This is a genomic window from Actinacidiphila bryophytorum (assembly GCF_016916835.1).
In the GTDB taxonomy this organism is placed as follows: Bacteria; Actinomycetota; Actinomycetes; order Streptomycetales; family Streptomycetaceae; genus Actinacidiphila; species Actinacidiphila bryophytorum.
In genome coordinates this window covers 327,206-344,286 of the sequence record NZ_JAFFIX010000002.1, presented here as the reverse complement: position 1 = coordinate 344,286, position 17,081 = coordinate 327,206, and the positions used below count along the sequence as shown (strand labels likewise).

Sequence of the window (17,081 nt, the reverse complement as noted above, 5' to 3'; positions counted from 1 at the left end):
ACGCGAGCGTGCCGGTATCTGCATCCTCTTCGCCGGGACCTCACCGCGTTCCGTTGCGCCGGTACCCGACCCACAGCCGACCTCCGGCCTGGAGCAGTACCTCGTCCACGACTTCGATGAGCATCTCCACGCGACCTCCCAGCGCCTGGTGGACGCCGTCGTGCAGCTGCTTGCTGAGGCCGGGGGCTGTGGCGTCGAGGCGGCGGGTCAGCCACTTGCCGCCGCCGTTCCAGGCGGTGTTCAGGGCCAGGGTGAGTTCGGCGGTTCGGCGGGCGAGTTCGGTGCAGATGAAGAGGCGTTCGCCCGGGTCGGTGCAGCCTGTGAGGTCGTCGAGGAGGTCGGTGAGGGCGTAGCGGCGGTCGTCGATCTCCTCGGCAGAGGTTGGGGGAGGCCCAGCCGCGGCCAGCGACTTGGCGTGGGTGCTGATGCGTGCGCCGACCCCGTCGCGGTCGAGGAGCATGACGCCGTCCGCGCACATCCACATGAGCGGGGAGCTGCGGTTGCGTACCTCGCGTTCGACGAAGGTGTGCCAGGACTCCTCGGTGTGCACGAGCAGTTCCGCTGGCCAGCCGTGTTCGTGGACGTTCAGCCGATAGGGGGCCGGGGCGCCGTGCAGCAGGATCACGATGTCCAGGTCGGAGGTCGCCGTGCGGCGGTCCGTGATGACGCTGCCGCCGAGGAAGGCGGCGCGTGCGTCGGGGTGGTGCTCTTCGACTACGGCGTGTGCGGCGTCGATCGCGTCCATGAGGCAAGTATCTGGGCCTCGTGGGAATGGCGCCGAGAATTTCGGCAGCCCTCGGTCGTTGACGGAGCCTGAGATATTCGGGCCACTTGGAGGGGGGAGCGGCAGGTCTGGATGGTCCTGTGCTGGGAGCAAGCCGCTGACGGGGGCGCGAGTTTCCGGGTGAGAACACGCAGGCCTGGCGCGGCCTGCTGAGGCAGGATGAGGCCTCGACCGAGGCGGGAGGGCCGGAGGGATGAGTTACGAGCTGCAGGCAGTGATCGCGGAGGAGAGGTTGCTGCGTGCTGCCGTACGGGACCTTGCTGGTGCAGGGGCGACGTCCCTTGGCCAGGGGCTTGCGCTGATGGTGATGACGGACCGGCTCTTCGACGCAGTCACGGATGGCAGTCCTGTCGGGGATCTGGGGTTCTGGCTACTGCCCGGGGGCTTCGAACGGACGCTTGCAGGGTGGTCGACCGCGGGGCCGGTCGCCTACGTGGAAGCGGACTTCTTCGGTGGTGTCGGCGAACAACTGGCCGCCGTATGGGCTGATGGGGCCAGAGTGTGGGGACCGCTGCATACGCCGGTGGGCCAGCCGTTCCCAGCGGCCGGCAGTCCGATCTCACAGGCGCTTCGGCGGTTGGGTGCCGTGGCGCATGCGGGCGGCGACGAGTTCTCGGCCGTGGGCCTGGATCGCCATCGGTTCAGCGAGGACTGGACCGATGACGCCGGGTGTCAGGACGTGCGTTGAGCAGTTGGAGACCACGACCGGCGGGACGTCGCCGTGGTCCGTGGTTTCATTCCGCAGCGGCCGATGTTGTAGTGCCGGCCTGGCGAGTTAGCTTGGCCCGGTGACTCAGCTCGTTTTTAATACCCAGGCCTTCGTGAACTTCAGGGATCACAAGTTCGCAGGGCATGGTCGTCGCTGGGTCGACGTGAAGTACTTCCGGATCGCCCCCGAGAGTCTGGACGACGAGCTGCTGGCTCTGCTGGTCGCCGATGAACAGTTCCGCGATGACTACGCGGGAGGTGGCACGGATCCGGCAGGACAGCGGCACGGACCCTACTGGCACTGCCATATCACCATGGACGCGTACAGTGAGGTCGGGAGCGCCGCAGCTGTACGTACGGTTCGCCATTGGGCTGGCCAGCACGGCGCACTTCCGGAAGCGCTGGAAAGGGTGATGATCGAGCAGGTATACGCAGTACTCGCGTCGGCCACCAGATGCTTCGTTCTGTCGGATCTGGGCGCGCCCGCGTTCCACGACTGGGGCGGGGTGCATACCGAATTCCATGAATATGTTGCGATCGATCGCGAGCGCTTGTCCTTGATGCTGATCGTCGCGGCGGACGATTGATGTGGGGGCTCGATCAGTCCTAAGTTTGTCCGGGAGCGAACTCAGGCTGCCGGCAGGGGCTCTACCAGTTCACGTTCGACGGGACGGATTCGCCGGGTCGGGATGTGATCTGCGCCCTGCGTCCGCTCAAAGTGGCTTGGTGGCAGCCGGGTGGTCTGCCACCATGCGGCCATGCCCATCCCGGCCCCGAACGGCGACTACGCGCTCACAGCGATGTACTCCGTAGCCGACGACGCCTGGTATCTGGAGTTGGACCTCGTCGTTGATCACCAGACCGTCGTGGTGGCAGTTGTTCCCGACGAGGACCCGGCGCGGGAGCCCACGGTGTGTTTCAACCCTGCCGGACGCCAGGTGGACATTCCGTACGAGGTCATGCGCTGGTTCATGGGCCAGGTCGCGGAGGAGATTCGCACGTCTCGCGCCTGGATGCGGCTACGACCGGATCTTGTCGAGGTGATCCACGGGTTGCGCCAGGAGCACTGGGGCGCGGTGGACGACGACGAGTTCCCCAGTGTTCTGGCCGGCGTGCGTACCGCCGTCGCAGAGACTGATCTTCCGGCCGTGCTGGCAGCAGCCTTCGGGCGGAATCTCGACGGCACCCCAGCCGACGACGTGCAGGCGCTCCTGGCTGCACATGACCACGAAGCAGGCCGTATCTAGCAGGCTCTGCTTCGCGGTTTTGGTCCCGTTGCGTACGCGAGGGTGGAGTGATCACCGCCTTCGCGTCGGTGCATAGCTCGGCGAGGGAAGCACGGGGGTGGCAGTCGGCGGGGGCGTCGGGCGCTGGCCGGGCCGCTGAGCTTGGTAGAGCGGGGCGGCGGAGAGGTTGGCCTCGTGGCGGAGGCGCCAGAGGAGGACGTCGGTCAGGGAGTCTGCTGTCGTGAGTTCGCGGTTTTCCACAGCCCTGTGGAGGAGGGTGGCGGGGTCGTGGCCTGCCTGGGCGGCTTCGGTGAGGGTGGCCGCCAGGGCCGGCCAGTTGGGTTCGGCCTGGATGCGGGCCGCCTCGTTGGGCAGCACCGCTTGGACGGTTGCGGCTGCCTGGTGCCGGGCGGGAGCTGGGAGGGTCTGGCCCGTGGCACGCATCGTGGCGAGGGGTGTCGTGGCTGCTGCCTGGTAGGCCGCGCGGAGGTCGGTGGCCGTCTGGCGGGCGGCTGCGGCCTGTTGAGCGTGGCCCAGGGCCGCGTGCCAGTGGGCTGCCATCACGGCCGCCGTGATCAGGACGCTCAGGAGCATGGCCGTCGCCGCGCCGTCCTCGCCCTTGCCGAGGGCCGGGCCGGACTGGATGAGGTCGCGGGCCGCCTTGCGTAGGGCTTGGTTGTGGGTGTTGGCCGCCTGGATGCGCGAGCGGGTGGCTCGTTCGAAGGTGCGCGCTGCCGCTTGGAGTTCGCTGCGGGTCGGGGCTGCGCTCGTCTGCGCGAGGGCGTCGAGGACTTCGCCGATGCCGGTGAGCTGGTCGGCCGCGGATCCGTCGTCGTCCTTTGCCAGGGATCGGAGGGCGTCTGCTGTGGCTGTGGTTCCGGCGCGAAGGGCGCGGGCTGGGTCGGTGATCCCCTCGGAGGGGGCCGCGGTGGAGGCCAGGCGTTTGCGGATGCGGGGGAGGGACAGGTCCGGGGCGAGCTTGGAGCCGGAGAACCAGATGGGCTTGCCGTCGCGGTTGCGGTCGCCGGGGAGGGCGACGGTGAAGCCGGTGACGTCGCCGGAGGGGGCCACGCGCTTGGTGATCCGGACGCCTTGTGCGGTGAGGCGGTGGAAGAACTCCTCCTCGGTCGCCGCGCCTGCCAGGGCGCGGCGGACAGCATCGCGGAGCTGGTCGCGGGCGGGGCGGTCCAGGCCGCGGAGGTCGGCCTTGCGGCGTTCCGCGCTGGTGGCGCGCTTGGCCGCGGTGCCGTCACCTGGGTGGAGTTGGCGCAGGCCGTAGTCCTTCTCGATGGCTCGGGCCTCGGTCTGGACGGCTCGCTTGTCGAAGTTGCGGCGGGCGGTGCGGTCGTCCTCGCGGACGAGGGTGGCGGCGATGTGGATGTGGTCGGGTGCGTGGCGTACGGCGATCCAGCGGCAGGCCTTCGTGTCGCCCTCGGGTGCGATGCCGGCGGCGTGCACGATGCGGCGGGCGACGGTGGCCCACTCGTCGTCGGTCAGGGGCCGGTCGTTGGCAGCGGTGCGGACTGAGCAGTGCCAGATGGTCGTCTTCGGGCGCTGCTCGCGGGGCAGCGACTTGACCGGGAGGTCGAGTTGGCGGGCGAGCTTCGTGATGGCCTCGCGTTCTGCGGTGGGGCCGGGGTCGGGGGCGAAGCCGTTCCAGGAGGCGATCATGTGCTGGTCGGTGTGCTCGTTGGCCTTGCCGGGACCGTAGAGGTACGTGAGCAGGCCGTACGTGCCGCCCGCGCCTGTTGTGATCTTCGGGATCACCGATCTGCTACTTCCCCGCCACGGCGGCTGCCGCGGTGTCGACGGTATCGAGGGCGTCGCGGACGAGTCCGAGGGCGCGTTGGGCCTGATCGTGGAGGAGGCCGGTGGCGGGGAGGTGCGGGAGGAGCTGGGCGAGGTTGTTGCCGACGGCGGCGAGCTGGCGGTTGGCGTTCATCAGCTCCTCGAGCTGACGGCGTGTGTCGGCGATGGCCGCCCGGGGGTTCTGCGCGCGTGCGGCCAGGAGCGTGGCAGCTGCTGCGTACCCGCCGGGCTTGAGGCCGCAGGCGCTCGCCGCGGTGGTGAGGTCGGCCCATTCGCTGTCGCTGAAGCAGGGGTGGGTGCGGTTCCGGCGGGCGGTGCGCGATCGCTGTCGGTGGTGGTGGGTGATGTCCGCGGCTGGCGTTGTCGGGCGGGTTGGCTGCACTCCGGCCGTGGGGAGGGTGGTTACGGCCGAGGTGACGTGCGCGACGGCGAGGGTGACGCGTTCGAGGAGGTGGACGGCCGGAACCGGGTTTGGGGTGCCGCCGGAATTCAGGAAGTGGGCCAGGGAGTTGAGCTGGCCGCCGATCGCGTGGAGGGCGGTGTTGGCGTCCATGAGGGCTTCGAGGTGGTGGCGTTCGTCGCCGAGGCTGGTGCGCCGGTCGGCGCGGGAGTAGGCGATGGCTGCGGCGCTCGTGAAGCCGCCGGGCGTGAGCTGGCAGGCCGTGGCCGCGGTGGTGATCTCCGTCCATTCGTCGTCGCTGAAGCAGGGATCGACGCGGTGGCGGCGCGGTACGACGAGGCGTCGGCGGTGGTGCGCGGCGGCTTCAGTGCAGTTGAAGGTCGAGGGAGCGGTGGGGCGCGGCGTGGGCGCGGTGGCGTCGTAGGTCCTGCTCGGCACCCCTGGGCCGAGAGCCGACGCCACCCCCTTCGGGAGGGCGGCGTCGAGCCGGTCCGCCACCCCTGGGGCGGGCGCCATCCCGGGATGACTCATCCCGGGACAACTTGCTCCGCCGTGCGGTCCGTCGTCGTGGGCGTGGGCGGGGTGGGGGGCTTCTGCGTGGGCCTGACCTGGCGCGAGTGCCCGGCGGTTGCTGCTGGGGTGGTGCGGCATGGCGACTCCTGGGGACGGCGGGGGTTCTCGGTTGCCGAGGCGGGGGCGTCTGCGGTGGCAGCAGGACCACGTACGCGGACGCCCCGCCTTCTGGAGGGGCTCAGGCAGTGGGCAGTTGGGCCTGTTCGCTCCGGCTCTCTGCGAGGCGGGCGACGGCTTGGGCGACGCGGTCGTTGCCGGCCGAGAGACCGGCGGCCTGGATCGCCTCGCGGGCCTCGGCCCTGCTCACCTGGGCCGAATCCGGGTACGCGGTGGCGATGACGGTCGCCAGTTCGTCGATGCTGGCGTCGGCTCGTCGTCCGGGGCGGCCGGTGCCGGTCCGGGTGCGTGGACGGCTGGGCGCAGTACGGCGAGTGGGCGCCGCTTTCCGGCCGGAGGTTTCGGCCGGCGCCTTCCCGCTCGGTGCGGGCGATGCGGCCGCCGGAACCTGCTCCGTAACGGCCGGACCCGGGCCGGGGGTTCCGGCCGGGGCGGATTCCGGCGAGGGAGCGTGTCGCGTGACCAGGATGTGGAGGTGTGTGGCACCGCCGAGTGCCAGCGGGGCGATCGTGGAGAGCACGCCGACGGGGGCGTTTCCCAGGACCAGGATGTGGGTGCCGGGGGAGTTCAGGCGGATGGCGTGCAGGGCGTTGGCCCACAGGCTGGCGCTGCTCGCGGCGGCGAAGAGCGTCCAGGCGTAGCGGCGGGCGCTCGGCGGGGCGTCGCGCAGGAGGAGGATCGCGCGGACGCCGTAGCCGATGAAGCCATCGATGATGATCGGGAAGAGGTAGGCGAGGACGGGCCGTACGTGGGAGGCCAGGGCGACCTGGCGCAGCGCGTCGAAGGACAGCGTGCACGCGGAGCCGCCCAGCAGCAGGATCGCGAGGCTGTCGAGCGGTCGGGCGCGGCGTCGTCGGGTGCGCTCGGGTATCGGGGCGGAAGGCGTCGGCGACACGGACGTGGACATGCGGGCTCCAGGCATGGCGGGTGGGCGGCGCAGCGCGCGCGTCGGCGCGGGCAGGCGGCAGCGCCCGGCGGTTCGGGGGGAGTGGCGCGCGTCAGGGCAGGGACGGGCGCGGGGCGGCGTTGGCCGTGAAGGGGGAGGTCAGGCTCTCGCGCCGGTCAGCGTGCCCGCGCGGCTGTTGAGGGCGGCGCGGACCAGGGCTCGGCCGCGGGCGGCGGTACGGGCGCGCTCGTCTACGGCGTCGGGCGGTGGGGCGTCCGCTTCAGCGCAGGTACGGCAGGTGCCCTCGTACGGGATCGGGCGCGCGCAGCCGGCGCACTCGTGCGAGCGGGGCTTCGGCGGTCCAGTGATCGGCTCTGGTGCTGGGGGCAGCTTGCGGGTGAGGCGGTCGCGCAAGAAAGCCGACGCGCTGTGGACCCGTTCGGGCAGGCCGCTGAGCAGGGCGGGGGAGAGGTCGCGCGGGCCGAGGCCGCGCTCCAGCCAGGGCGTCACCAGGGGCGCGAGCGTCATGGCCTCTGCCGCGCCGAGGCGCAGGCGAGGCTCCGCTGCGGTCACGCGGTGGAGCAGGGCCGCCGCTTCGGTGCTCGCCGCGTTCGGCGGCTCGGCCTGGGCGAGGGGTGGAGACGGGATCTCCTGCCGCCCTCCCCGACCCGCGCCGGGTACGGCGTCGATCGGTGTCCGCTGCGCGGGGAGGGTGGGTTCTTTCCCACGGTCCTTTACGGAGTGGGCGTCACGGTCGGCGGTGGCTGGTCGACCGGAGCCCGGACGTACGGCACCCGGTCCCACCTGCGGGGTGTCGTAGACGTGGGTCTCGCTGACGAAGGTGCCGTCCGGGCGGCGTACCCGTTCGACGCGGTAGTAGCCGAAGGCGGTCAGTTCGCGCAGGGCCTTCGCCACCGCGAGGCGGCCTTGGGGGCTGGTGTCGGCCATGTGGCGGCCGTCCTCGCGCCAGCCGTCGGGGCGCGAGAGGAGGTCGGCGAGCAGGCCGCGGGCGGTGTAGGACAGCCGCCGATCTTGCAGCAGCGTGTTGGGCAGGACCGTGAAGCCGCGCGCATGGCGGCTACGATGAATCTGCATGAGGAGTTGCGTCTCCTTGTGCCGGACCCCGGAGCGTTGGCGCGCTGCCGGGGTCACCCTATTAAGTTCACTGGTGACAGAACGTACCACGCAGTTCGCCCAAGATCGACTGCTCTTGGGCGCCTTGTTGCCCGGCGGAACGTTCCTCCCGTGAGCGAGGACGACCTCGCGGGCTTGAAGCGTGTGCACGGCGTCCTCCCTCGGTCGGTGGCCGGGGCTCGGCCCGGCGGTGGGAGCGGCACGGTACACCCTTTTCCCGGACCGCCCTCAGATGCCTGTCCGACCGGCGGCCTTCTGGTCTTTACCGGGGGGCCAGGACGCGCAGGGCCGAAGGTCCGCACAATGAGTTCATGCGCGAGCAGGGTGGGGACGCGGCGGTGTGGCGGGTGCACCCGCGACTGATGGTCTGGGCCGGGGTGTTCTGGGGGCTCGCGGTGCTGGCCGCCCTGGGCGCCTGGCTGGCGTGGGCGACTGATCAGGCCGGGGGGAGGGCTGTGCAGGCTCTTGTGGCGACGGCTCTTGTCGCGGCGGTCTCCCTGATCTGGGAGCTGGTGCTGCTCCGGCCGCGGGTGGAGCTCTGCGGTGAGACCCTGGTGATCGTCAACCCGCTGGCCACGTATCGGCTGCGCCGTGAGGACGTCGTGGCGGTGACCGATGGTCTGCACGGGGCGGCGGTCTTCCACCGGAGGGACGGCTTCAAGACCCGCGCGGTTGCCTTGGGCGAGGCGTCCGCCGGCATCAAGGACGAGCGGCTCTCCGAGGTCCGTGCGGTGCTCGGGCTCTGAAGCCACCAGGTCATCCGAAGGCGCAACACGGCAGCTGTGGGCTGGTTACCCGTTGTCCAGGCGCTGGAGGATCTGCTCGAAGTCGCCCTCGTCGAGTGCGCCGCTGATCGCCTCGGCCATGTTGACGACGCCGGCCTCGCGAACGATCAGCCCGTCCGAGCACCAGAAGTAGCGACCTCCCGCCTCCTCGCCGGTCTGCGCCCACCTCTCCATCAGACGCTGCACCTCGGCGACGGTGAATACGGTTGCGCTCCAGCGTGAGCCGTCTGTCAGTCGGACCTCGACGTCGACGTTGCACACCGCGTCCAAGTCCTCGCCCGCACTGGGCAGGAAGGACGCCACGAACCTGTCTGTACGAACGCGGTACCAGGGCCCGTCCCACCAGCCTTCGGTCGTGTCTGATCGCGCGTTGTCGGTCATCCGGCGAGTATCTCGAGCAGGCGACTGGGGCATCAACGAACTTGCTGCGCGGGCCCAGGACCTGTCCGGGTTTCGTGTTGCCGCCCCCCGATGACCGCTCGACCAGCGAGAAGCTGTACGCGGATCAGCTTTCGCGTGGCGGCGGAAACGGACAGTACGCCCTCTCCCGGATGGACCTCCGGCACGATCCACGGCCGCGGCTCATCGCAACTCGTCTGGAGGCTGATCCGTTTGGGCGACGGGGTTGCCCTGGAGGTTGTGGTCGGCGCAGGGCCATGGGCCTGTGGCGAGCGGGGCGAGCGGCGTGGGTACGAGGTGAAGTGCGTTGCCGAGGGTGAGGGAGACCATGCCGTTGCCGAGGATCAGGACGCGGCTGGTGACGCCCGTGCCGGGAAGTTCGGCAACTCGGTGGGCGTTCAGGTCTGCGTCGACGGCGGTCAGTTGGCCGTTGCGCCAGTAGACGGTGGTGCCTTCCTGGTCCACTGCGGCGGGTGCGGTGTAGTAGCCGGGCAGGTCCGGGCCGCTGGTCAAGGTGCCGTCGCGCTCCAGTCGCCGGAATGTCGAGCGGGCGGACATATCGTTCGTCATTTCGATGATGGAGACCACGCCGCTGGCGCCCATCGTGAGTACACCGTGGCTCGGCCAGTCGGCGACGCGGCGGCCGTCGGGGGTTATCCGGGCTGTCTCGAAGGCTCCGTAGCCTTGGGCGCCGATGAGGAAGCCGCCGTCCTGGTCGATCGCCTTGTGCCCATCGGGTGCCGGCGGTGTCGCGGCCGACAGCTTTCCCGTACGTAGATCGAGAAGGAACGTGCGGGCGAGCCCACTGCCGCGGTCCTCGAACGATGCGGCCACAGAGCCACCGCTGATCATCAGCGGCTCGTGGTAGGCGACCGTGACCTCGCGTGGGGTCCATCTCGGCTTCTGCCGTACCTGCCAGCCGGAGTCCTCGCTCATCTCGACTATCCCGGAGTACGAGAGATCACCGAGGCGAATGGGTGTCGACCACAGAGGGCTGCCGTCTGCACGGTGGCGGGAGACCCGTGGCTCACGCCTCGGCCCGTCCCCACGCAGCGGTCCGCGCGCGGCGGTCCACAGGATGCAGAAGCCGTCGGGCAGCAGCGCGAAGGTGCCGATGTCCTCGCCTGGCTGGCTGGGCGGAACTACGGAGTTGACGGTGCGGCCGTTCGCGTCGACTTCTTCCAGAACCCTCCAGGCTGCTTCGGGCCGGGACACCCAGACGGTTCCGCGGCCGGTCGCCAGCGCCCAGGGGCGACCGGTTCCCGGGAACGAGCGCTGCCACTCGATATGTCCCCTCTGGTCGACGGCGGTGAGGACGGTTTCCAGGGGGTTCGAGCCATAGCTGACGGCGAAGAGCAGGCCGGTCGGGTCATCAGCGACGACATTCCACGCCTGGCCAGGCAGGGCGACGTGCGGAGGAGCACTCATGGCCTGCATCCTGCCTGGCGCCCCCGGGCATTGCCACCATGGCCGCCAGGCACGAGGGCGCGCACCTGACGTCGCTCGCACTCCGGTGACCTCGACCTCGTGCCCCTTGCGAGCGAAACAGGGGAGGAGCGGACGTGGTCCGTCGGTTCGAGCGGCCGGAGCGTGTCCGGGATTTCGTGCTACCGTCCCGCGGCGACCGTCCGACCAGGGCGAAGTCGTACGCGAATCCGCTTCCGCACGGCCGCGACGGCGAGGTACAACAGCACCTCCGTCGTCCGCCGCCCGTGCACGTAGCGCCGAGAGGGGAGGGTTCATGCGCGTGTCAGTCCCGTCGCGCCCGGCCCTCCGTCGGCGCTCCAGAGCGCTGGTCTGACCCAACTCGGCCGACGCCTCCCGGTTTCGGGGTGTCGGCGTCTTCGTCCGACCATCCCCTGACTGCTGATGGCATTCCCCCACGCCGTCGCGAGGACTCGCCATGCCTCTACCCGCTCCCGACGAACTGCCCGTCCTCTACCGGCCCGCCCAGATCGCCGACGTCATCGGCTGCTCCGAGTGGTGGGTCAGGGAGCAGGCCCGCCGCCGCCGTATCCCGTTCACCAGGCTCGGCGGCAGCTACCGCTTCACCGCCGGCCACCTCGCGGAGATCATCCGGATCTTCGAGGAACGGCCCCTGGCCCCGCCCGATGCCGGCACCCTGCCGTCCGCCAGGTCGGCCTACCGACCGGCCCGCGCGGCGCCCGTCGCGGCCGAGTCACGGCTCAACGCCCGCCCGCCGCGCCGACGGCGCGCGCCCGCAGGAACCCAGACCACCACCCCGGAAGGAGCCAGACATGGGATACGGCGAGAAGCGCGGCGACTACTGGCGCGCTCGCTACAAGATCGCGCCCGGCAAGTACCGCACCGTCGCGGACGCCAACGGCGAGGTGCTGCGCTTCCGCACCAAGCGGGCTGCCGAGCAGGCCGCCAACGAGGAGGAGGCGAAGGTACGTGGCGGGCGGTGGCATGACCCGGCGGCGGCGCGGATCACCTTCGGGGAGTACGCCAACCGCTGGTTCACCCTGCAGGACCTGGCTCTCTCCACCATGCAGAACTACCGGCGCCACATCGAGGAGCACCTGCTGCCGTACTTCAACGACCTGGAGGTCGGCGAGATCAACCGGCACCACGTCGAGCAGTGGGAGCGGCAGGAGCGGGGGCGAGGCTATGCGCCTGCCACCTTGAAGACCTGGCGCAGCACCCTGCACTTGGTCCTTGGTGACGCCGTGGACGACGGGCTGCGGGAGACGAACCCGGCCGCGCGGCGCAGGGGGCGCGGCAAGCGTGCCGGGCGCTCGCGCAACCGCGGGCCGGAGAAGGTGATCACCGACGCGCTCGGCATCCTGCTCATCGCCGAGCGCGCCGCGCTGCTCACCGGGCGGGACGACGAGTTCGTCGCCCTGGTCACCAAGGGCTACACCGGCATCCGGTGGGGCGAACTCATGGGGCTGGAAGCGCAGTTCATACGTCCCGGCTCCCTCCGCGTCGAGTGGCAGCTCTACGAGCTGGACGGGGGCGAGTTCCACCGGTGCCCGCCTAAGGACGACTCCTACCGGACCATCGACACCCCGGACTTCCTGTCCGGGCTGCTCTCCCGGCACGTCGCCGCCAAGCGGCCCGAACCTTGCGGCTGCCATGACCTTCGGTACGCCTTCAACGGCTACTCCTCCGCCAACGGCGCCGCCCGCCGGCCCGGCGCGAAGATCGTCGACGTGGCCCGCAAGGCCGGGGTCTCCGCCGGGACCGTTTCCAACGTCCTCAACTGGCCCGACAGCGTTTCCGAGGACACGCGGGCGCGGGTGGAGGCTGCCATCGCCGAGCTGGGGTACGTCCGCAACGCCAGCTCGGGGGAGCTCGCGCCCCACTGGCGGCGCAGCGGCTTCGCCTCGTGGCTCTTCTATCCGGCCACCACCGGCTCCTACCCGACCCGCGCCCCCTCCGACGCCCACCCCGTGCCGCTGCTCGCCGAGCCCTGGCCCGGCATCCCGGCCCGAGGCAGGGGCGCCGCCCAGCGCGCCCAGGCCTGCTGGGTGCCGATCGCCCCGGGCCTGACGCCGCACGGGCTTCGGCACACCCACCGGACGATCATGGAGGAGGCCGGCACCCCGCCCAAGCTCATGGACGAGCGCCTCGGCCACGAGGACGGCTCCGTCCAGGCCCGCTACTCCCACGTCACCCCGCGCATGCGCGCCCGGCTCATGGACGCGCTCACCGAGCAGTGGGAGGAGGCACTCGACATACGCCGCACAATGAGTCCCGGCTCCCCGGTCGCGGCGCTCGACGCGCTCCTGAGATCGGGAGAAAGACCAGGCCAGAGGGTGGAAGAAGAGCGCCCCCGACCAAGATCTTCTCCCAATTTTCTCCCAAGACCCCCTCGGAACGCCGTGAGGGGCGGTCTTCCGAATCGGAAGACCGCCCCTCACCTGCGTGTTCACCAGTCGGGGTGGCGGGATTTGAACCCACGGCCTCTTCGTCCCGAACGAAGCGCGCTACCAAGCTGCGCCACACCCCGGTGCAACGGGGATTACTTTAGCGGACCGCGGGCCGGAGGCGAAATCCGGTTTAGGTGGGGGTGGGGGCGGGGGTCAGGGTGAGGAGGGTGGCCTCGGGGGGGCAGGCGAAGCGGAGGGGGGTGTAGCGGTTGGTGCCGCAGCCTGCGGAGACGTGGAGGTAGGAGGTGGAGCCGGTGGCGGTGTGGGTGGAGAGGCCCTTCACGCGGTCGGTGTCGAGGTCGCAGTTGGTGACCAGGGCGCCGTAGAAGGGGATGCAGAGCTGGCCGCCGTGCGTGTGGCCGGCCAGGATCAGGGGGTAGCGGTCGGCCGTGAAGGCGTCGAGGACGCGCAGGTAGGGGGCGTGGACCAGGGCCAGGTTGAAGTCGGTGTCCGGGTCGGGGCCGCCGGCGACCGCGGCGTACCGGTCGCGCTTGATGTGCGGGTCGTCCAGGCCGGTCAGGCCCAGGACGGGGCCGTGGTCGAGCTTGAGGCGGCCGCGGGTGTTGCTCAGGCCGACCCAGCCGGCCGCGTCGAAGGCGTCGCGCAGGTCGCCCCAGGGGTTGCGGACGACGCCGTGGCCGCCGGCGCTCTTGCCGTTCAGGCCGTGCTGGCCGCGAGCCTTCTCGACCAGGTAGCGGCCGGGGTTGCGGAACTTCGGGCCGTAGTAGTCGTTCGAGCCGAAGACGTACGTGCCGGGGAACCGCAGCAACGGCCCCAGGGCGTCCAGGACTTCGGGGACGGCGGTGGGGTCGGAGAGGTTGTCCCCGGTGTTCACGACCAGGTCGGGGCGCAGGCCCGCGAGCGACTGCAGCCAGCGGCGCTTCTTGTCCTGGCCCGAGACCATGTGGATGTCGGACAGCTGGAGGATCCGGATCGGCCGCATCCCGGGGGGCAGCACCGGGATGTCCACCCGGCGCAGCCGGTACGACCTCGCCTCGAAGCCGGCCGCATATGCCACGCAGGCCGCGCCTGCCGCCATCACACCGAGGGGTACTCCGTATCGCGCGCGCATACGCCCATCGTGTCAGAGTCCGGCGGGGAAAGGCGCCGGGCCAACGCGTCGCTAATAGGGGCGCACCGCACGGCACCGTGGTGCGAAAATCGGGGTATGACCACGACGCTCAAGCAGCGACTCCAGGACGACCTGACCACGGCGATCAAGGGCCGTGACGAACTGCGCTCCGCCACGCTCCGGCTCACGCTGACCGCCATCACCAAGGAGGAGGTCGCCGGCACCACGGCCCGGCAGCTCTCCGACGACGAGGTGCTGACGGTGATCACCCGGGAGGCGAAGAAGCGGCGCGAGGCGGCCGAGGCGTTCGAGCAGGGCGGTCGCGCGGAGTCGGCGCAGCGGGAGCGGGCGGAGGGCGAGGTCCTGGCCGAGTACCTGCCGCAGCAGCTCACCGACGAGGAGATCGCCGCGATCGTCCGGGAGGCGGTCGCCGAGTCGGGTGCCAGCGGGCCGAAGGGCATGGGCGCCGTCATGAAGCTGGTCAACCCCAAGGTCGCCAAGCGCGCGGAGGGCGGCCGCGTCGCCGCCGAGGTCAAGCGCCAGCTCGCCGGCTGACCCGGCGGTACGTCAGCGGTACGCCAGCAAGTACGTCCGCGCCTCCGGGCCACCGGCCCGGCCGTACGCGCATCGCCCGCGCATAGGCCTATGCATAGGCACACGTAAGGGGCGCCCTCCAAGGAGGGCGCCCCTTACACGCTCACCCGCTCAGCCGAGCCCGCCCGGCGTCACGAGCGCCGCACTGCTCACGGCCCGTTCCCGCCGTTGCCGCCGCCCCCGGCCCTTCCGTTGCCGCCGCCCGTGATGCCGGGCGGGATCGTGAAGGTCGGGAAGGGGTTGGGCAGGCCCGTGCCGCCGGGACCCGTGCCGCCGGGGCCGTGGCCCTTGCCGTTGTCCGGCGGCTGGTTCGGGTCGGTCTTGGCCGGCGGGTCGGGCAGCGGCACCGTCACGAAGTGCTCGCGCTCGGTGCCCTCCAGGGCCCCGAGCATCGCGTCGCGCCAGATGGGCGCCGGGCCGGTCGCGCCCTCGACCTTGTCGAAGGTCTTGGGGCCGATCTTGACCTTGATGCCGCCGTTGTCGGGGGCGCCGGCGTACATCGAAAGGCGGCGGCCCTTGATGCCCTTGCCGAACGGGTCGCCCAGCCAGACCGCGGAGGCCAGGGACGGGGTGTAGCCGGCGAACCAGGCGTCCCTGCGGTCGTCGGTCGTACCGGTCTTGCCTGCCGTGTCGCGGCCGGGAAGGTCGGCCGCGGTGCCGGTGCCGTCGTCGACGACGCCCTTGAGCATGCTGTTGAGGGTGTCCGCGGTGTTCTGCGACATGGCCCGGCTGCACAGGGTCTTCGGCACCGCCATCTGCTTGCCGTTCGGGCCGGTGACGGCCTCGATGGCGGTCGGCGTGCAGTAGACGCCGCGGTTGGCGAATGCCGCGTAGGCGGCGGCGACGGTGAGCGGCGAGACCTCGTTGACGCCCAGGGTGAGCGACGCGGCCTGGATCAGCGGCTTGCCGTCGGCCCGGACGAAGCCGAGCTTGGACGCCATGTTGACGATCGGGCACAGGCCGATGTCGGCTTCGAGCGCCACGAAGTACGTGTTGATCGAGTGCTTGAGCGCGTCGGGCATGGAGTACGGCCCGACCTCGGACTTCGACTCGTTCTTGGTGCCCTCGCCGGGGTGGGCGTGGACGACCTGGCCGGCGCAGTTGGTGACGTCGGGGTAGATCTCCAGCTCGTTCGGCGACGGGTAGGTCTGGTCCGGCTTGTAGCCGGCCTCCAGGGCCGCGGCCGCCGTGATCGGCTTGAAGGTCGAGCCGTTCTGGAAACCGCCGCTGTTGCCCATGTTCCGGTCGACGGACAGGTTCAGCTGGGTCTGGTTCTTGCCGAAGCCGTAGGGCTTGCTCTGGCCCATGGCGACGATCTTGCCGGTGCCCGGCTGCACCATGGTGTCGGCGGCGACGAAGTTGTCGCCCTTGTACACGTGCTCGCCCAGGCCCTTGAGCAGCGCCTGCTGCGCCTTCGGGTCGAGCGTGGTCCTTATGGTGAGACCGCCTATGTCCCACGCCTTCTGCCGGTCGGTCTTGGTCTTGCCGAAGGCCGCGTTCTGCAGGAACGTCTCGCGCACGTAGTCGCAGAAGAAGCCGGCGCCGTTGGCCGCGGTGATGCAGCCGTTCTTCGGGGAGCTGACCTTGAGGCCGAGCGGCGCCTTCTGGGCGGCTGCGGCCTGCGCCGGGGTGATGTCCTTGAGCTGGGCCATCCGGGCCAGCACCGTGTTGCGCCGGTCGAGCGCGGCCTGCTCGTTGCTGATCGGGTCGTAGCGGCTCGGCGACTGCACCATGCCGGCCAGCAGGGCGGCCTGGGTCAGGGTGAGCTTCTTCGCGGAGGTGCTGAAGTAGCGCTGGGCGGCGGCCTCGATGCCGTAGGCCTGCTCGCCGAAGAAGGTGATGTTGAGGTAGTTCTCCAGGATCTTCTTCTTGCCCAGCTCCTTCTCGACCTGGATCGCGTACTTCATCTCCTTGATCTTGCGGCCGACGGTCTGCTGGGTGGCCTGGGCGACCTTGGTGGCGTCGTCGCCCGCCTCCTCCACGAAGACGTTCTTGACGTACTGCTGGGTCAGTGTCGAGGCGCCCTGGGTGCCCCCGTCCGAGGCGTTGTTGCTGAGCGCGCGCAGGATGCCCTTGAGGTCGAGGGCGCCGTGCTCGTAGTAGCGCGAGTCCTCGATGTCGACGATGGCCTTGAGGATGTTCGGGCTCATGGCGGTGATCGGGACGACCGTGCGGTCGCGCGAGTAGACGGTGGCGATCAGGCCGCCCTTGGAGTCCAGGATCTTGGACGCCTGGCTGAGCGGCGGCGCCTTCAGCTCGCCGGGCAGGTCGTCGAAGCCTGCCGCCGTGCCCTTCGCGGACAGGCCGAGCGCACCGGCGGCCGGCAGGGCTATTCCCGCCAGGACCGCGCCGGCCAGAACACTGACGCCGAGGAACTTGGCGGCCTGCTGGGCCGTCGTGAGCCCCCCGCCCGAACGCTTGTGAGCCATGGAAGCAGCCTACGTGGCGATTCCCCGGACGTACGCCCAGGTGTTCGCCTAGTCTGTAACAGACAGGATGCGAACGTCGGCGCATCACTGTCTCCCGTCATCACTCTTGTGAGTGATGAGAGGTGCCCGAATTTCGGTATATGCCGGGGGACTTGGTCCTTTCGGCGGGTGATACCTGACCGTATCGCCCCATATGTCCGATGCGACCAGCAGTCACTCCGTTGGGTGATCTGCTGGGCACGCATAGTCCATTCGGGCCATGCAAGATT

General features: G+C 70.5%; 14 protein-coding genes, 1 tRNA gene and 1 pseudogene. 6 read left to right on the top strand and 10 right to left on the bottom strand.

The window, feature by feature from the left end; translation table 11 throughout:
* Nucleotides 1-40 precede the first annotated feature (40 nt).
* Nucleotides 41-745, bottom strand: coding sequence for a nucleotidyltransferase domain-containing protein (locus tag JT723_RS04710; protein WP_205043079.1), 705 nt, complete (start codon nt 743-745; stop codon nt 41-43).
* Nucleotides 746-977: 232 nt separating this feature from the next.
* On the opposite strand from JT723_RS04710, the gene JT723_RS04705 reads away from it, so the two are divergent.
* From JT723_RS04705 to JT723_RS04695, 3 genes are all read left to right on the top strand, one after another.
* Complete coding sequence (locus JT723_RS04705; RefSeq protein WP_205043078.1) at nt 978-1,472, top strand: hypothetical protein; 495 nt, start codon at nt 978-980, stop codon at nt 1,470-1,472.
* 100 nt (nt 1,473-1,572) lie between these two features.
* Nucleotides 1,573-2,079 carry a hypothetical protein gene (locus JT723_RS04700; protein WP_205043077.1) on the top strand — a complete coding sequence of 169 codons (507 nt, stop codon included), beginning with the start codon at nt 1,573-1,575 and terminating at the stop codon, nt 2,077-2,079.
* Between the two features lie 171 nt (nt 2,080-2,250).
* Nucleotides 2,251-2,739 carry a hypothetical protein gene (locus tag JT723_RS04695; RefSeq protein ID WP_205043076.1) on the top strand — a complete coding sequence of 163 codons (489 nt, stop codon included), beginning with the start codon at nt 2,251-2,253 and terminating at the stop codon, nt 2,737-2,739.
* Nucleotides 2,740-2,790: 51 nt separating this feature from the next.
* On the opposite strand, the gene JT723_RS04690 is transcribed toward JT723_RS04695, so the two are convergent.
* The 4 genes from JT723_RS04690 to JT723_RS04675 form a co-directional block, all read right to left on the bottom strand.
* Nucleotides 2,791-4,485 carry a relaxase/mobilization nuclease domain-containing protein gene (locus tag JT723_RS04690; RefSeq protein ID WP_205043075.1) on the bottom strand — a complete coding sequence of 565 codons (1,695 nt, stop codon included), beginning with the start codon at nt 4,483-4,485 and terminating at the stop codon, nt 2,791-2,793.
* Nucleotides 4,486-4,492: 7 nt separating this feature from the next.
* Complete coding sequence (locus tag JT723_RS04685; protein ID WP_205043074.1) at nt 4,493-5,458, bottom strand: hypothetical protein; 966 nt, start codon at nt 5,456-5,458, stop codon at nt 4,493-4,495.
* A 220-nt stretch (nt 5,459-5,678) separates the two neighbouring features.
* On the bottom strand, nt 5,679-6,524 hold the full coding sequence (locus JT723_RS04680) for a DUF2637 domain-containing protein (RefSeq protein ID WP_205043073.1): 846 nt from the start codon (nt 6,522-6,524) through the stop codon (nt 5,679-5,681).
* A 138-nt stretch (nt 6,525-6,662) separates the two neighbouring features.
* Complete coding sequence (locus tag JT723_RS04675) at nt 6,663-7,598, bottom strand: hypothetical protein (RefSeq protein ID WP_205043072.1); 936 nt, start codon at nt 7,596-7,598, stop codon at nt 6,663-6,665.
* A 350-nt stretch (nt 7,599-7,948) separates the two neighbouring features.
* On the opposite strand from JT723_RS04675, the gene JT723_RS04670 reads away from it, so the two are divergent.
* Nucleotides 7,949-8,383 carry a hypothetical protein gene (locus tag JT723_RS04670; RefSeq protein WP_205043071.1) on the top strand — a complete coding sequence of 145 codons (435 nt, stop codon included), beginning with the start codon at nt 7,949-7,951 and terminating at the stop codon, nt 8,381-8,383.
* Nucleotides 8,384-8,428: 45 nt separating this feature from the next.
* On the opposite strand, the gene JT723_RS04665 is transcribed toward JT723_RS04670, so the two are convergent.
* Nucleotides 8,429-8,803, bottom strand: coding sequence for a hypothetical protein (locus tag JT723_RS04665; protein ID WP_205043070.1), 375 nt, complete (start codon nt 8,801-8,803; stop codon nt 8,429-8,431).
* A gap of 201 nt (nt 8,804-9,004) precedes the next feature.
* Nucleotides 9,005-10,249 (bottom strand): hypothetical protein, encoded by a 1,245-nt coding sequence (locus JT723_RS04660; protein ID WP_205043069.1) that lies wholly within the window; start codon nt 10,247-10,249, stop codon nt 9,005-9,007.
* Nucleotides 10,250-10,932: 683 nt separating this feature from the next.
* On the opposite strand from JT723_RS04660, the pseudogene JT723_RS36385 reads away from it, so the two are divergent.
* Nucleotides 10,933-12,453: pseudogene (locus tag JT723_RS36385) on the top strand (LacI family DNA-binding transcriptional regulator); the annotation flags it as partial.
* Between the two features lie 270 nt (nt 12,454-12,723).
* On the opposite strand, the gene JT723_RS04645 reads toward JT723_RS36385, so the two are convergent.
* Nucleotides 12,724-12,797, bottom strand: a tRNA-Pro gene (locus JT723_RS04645).
* Nucleotides 12,798-12,847: 50 nt separating this feature from the next.
* Nucleotides 12,848-13,789: a metallophosphoesterase gene (locus JT723_RS04640; protein ID WP_205043068.1), complete on the bottom strand. Its 942-nt coding sequence runs from the start codon at nt 13,787-13,789 to the stop codon at nt 12,848-12,850.
* Between the two features lie 96 nt (nt 13,790-13,885).
* Here JT723_RS04640 and JT723_RS04635 point away from each other — a divergent pair, with 96 nt between their 5' ends.
* Nucleotides 13,886-14,344: a GatB/YqeY domain-containing protein gene (locus tag JT723_RS04635; RefSeq protein ID WP_205043067.1), complete on the top strand. Its 459-nt coding sequence runs from the start codon at nt 13,886-13,888 to the stop codon at nt 14,342-14,344.
* Nucleotides 14,345-14,532: 188 nt separating this feature from the next.
* On the opposite strand, the gene JT723_RS04630 is transcribed toward JT723_RS04635, so the two are convergent.
* Entirely contained in the window at nt 14,533-16,812 is a 2,280-nt protein-coding gene (locus JT723_RS04630) for a transglycosylase domain-containing protein (RefSeq protein WP_205043066.1), read from the bottom strand.
* Between the last annotated feature and the right edge of the window lie 269 nt (nt 16,813-17,081).